Origin of the sequence: Sulfurospirillum sp. MES (genome assembly GCF_000789415.1) — a bacterium.
Classification (GTDB): Bacteria; Campylobacterota; Campylobacteria; order Campylobacterales; family Sulfurospirillaceae; genus Sulfurospirillum; species Sulfurospirillum cavolei.
Genome location: NZ_JSEC01000040.1, coordinates 1 through 1775 on the forward strand (window position 1 = coordinate 1; position 1775 = coordinate 1775).

At 45.0% G+C, this 1775-nt stretch carries 1 protein-coding gene and 1 pseudogene; both read right to left on the minus strand.

Going from position 1 to position 1775, the window contains the following annotated elements; translation table 11 throughout:
• The coding region (locus tag OA34_RS13235) for a sensor histidine kinase (protein ID WP_286683066.1) at positions 1–1514 on the minus strand (1514 nt) is incomplete at its 3' end.
• Positions 1507–1775 (minus strand): annotated as a pseudogene (locus OA34_RS13240) (hypothetical protein); the annotation flags it as partial. The pseudogene OA34_RS13240 and the gene OA34_RS13235, both read right to left, overlap by 8 nt.

Sequence of the window (1775 nt, forward strand, 5' to 3'; positions counted from 1 at the left end):
TCGAAAATACGCTCGATATGCTCCGCCGCGATGCCGCCGCCGTTATCTTCGATTTTGATCAGCGTGTAGCGTTTGCCGTTTTTAACGCTCATCGCGATATACGGTGCTTCGATTTGACGTTCGATCAGAACGTCTTTGGCATTGGACAGAACGTTTAAGATCGCCTGCGCAAACTCATTGGGATAGCCTAAGACCTGCGCACCTTCGCTTTTTTCCAAACGAAACTCGATAGAGTGGTATTTGAGTGATGCTTGCAAAATCGAACTGGCGCGTTCGCACGCATGGGTCACGTCGAAAATCTCTTTGGCTTTGGAGGGCTTGAAGAAGTTTTGAAAGTCGCTGATGGTATTGGACATGTACTCGGTGATGCGGTTACACTCTTCGATTTTGGCGTTTAAAAACTCTTCGGTAAAGTCTTCAAAATGGCGTCTGACTTGAATAATCATCAAAAGCGCGTTAATTTCGCCCAAAGGTTGACGCCACTGGTGCGCGATATTGCCGATCATATTGCCCATGGCGGCAAGCTTGCTTTGCTGGATTAAAAGCTGTTCTTGACGCGTTCGCTCGTTAATTTCTTGCTGAATGCGAAATTCCAAATTATCGAGCATTTCATTCATCACGGCTTTTAAAAGATTGAGCTGATCGGAGTTGGCACGCGCCACCAAGCGTCGATCCAAGTTGCCGAGTTTCAAATCTTCCACGACGTTGGTCGCATCTTCGATCAGCTTGCTATCTTGCTCCAAATTGGCTTGGATAATTTCGATATTTTTATTGATACGCCGCGCCATATCGCCTAGCTCGTCTTTATTATTCAGCGGTATATGAATCCTTGTCGCCTCTTCGGTCGAGGGCGATTTGAGATAATCGAAAAATTCGCGTAGTCCTTTGCTGACATGTAAGGTAGAATCGACGATATTTTTGGCAATATACGAACCGATCAACAAAGTAAGCACGATAATAACGATCAGCCATACGACGATAAAATAACGCGAATTATTTGCCTCTTTGTTGGCTTTGGTAAAGGTATCCGAAGCATGGGAAAGCTCGTTTTGCTGCATTTCATCTAGTGAATCCATCAGCGCGTAAAATTGGTCGCGTTCAACCGTATTGGCGTTAATAAACGCGCCCTCTTCAAAATCGTCTTTGAGGTAAGACTGGTTCGCCCTAATCAACGTCACGTAATTTTGCCACTGATCGTAAACGTTTTTCGGCAAACGTTGGAAAGGTTCGTCCATCTTTTGATACATCGCATTGATCGTCCGTAAAATATCTTTACGCAAATCTTCGTTGGGTGCCATAATTAAAGAGAGCGACTGTTCTCTGAGCTTAAAAAGCGGCAAAATATAGGTCTGTTGGATCGTCTGCACGCGCTTGGAGCCTTCAAAAACGTTGTTGACGTTCACGACCCCTTTTTGCGTAATGTCAAACGCCAAAAAAGAGAGCGTCACGATGGAGCAAACGCCCAGCGACGCCATCAACAAAAATTTAAGCCGAATGGAGAGGTATTTAATCATAGCTAAACCTTAAAGGAATCAACGGAGCTTCGCGCTCTTTAGGATATGTCGACGTAGCGATCGAGCGATGGTATTTCGTAATTTTTGCTTTCCACAGCGGCATCAGCAACACCGAAGAAGGCTCATAAGAGACCTCTTTGTTGACCGCCAAAACGATATTGGGTGCGGGAACGGCTAACATGTAAGCTTTTTCATAGGCACGATGGACGATTTTAGAGACGATTTCGTAAAAACTTTCGCTTTGAAACTCTGCGTCGAAAA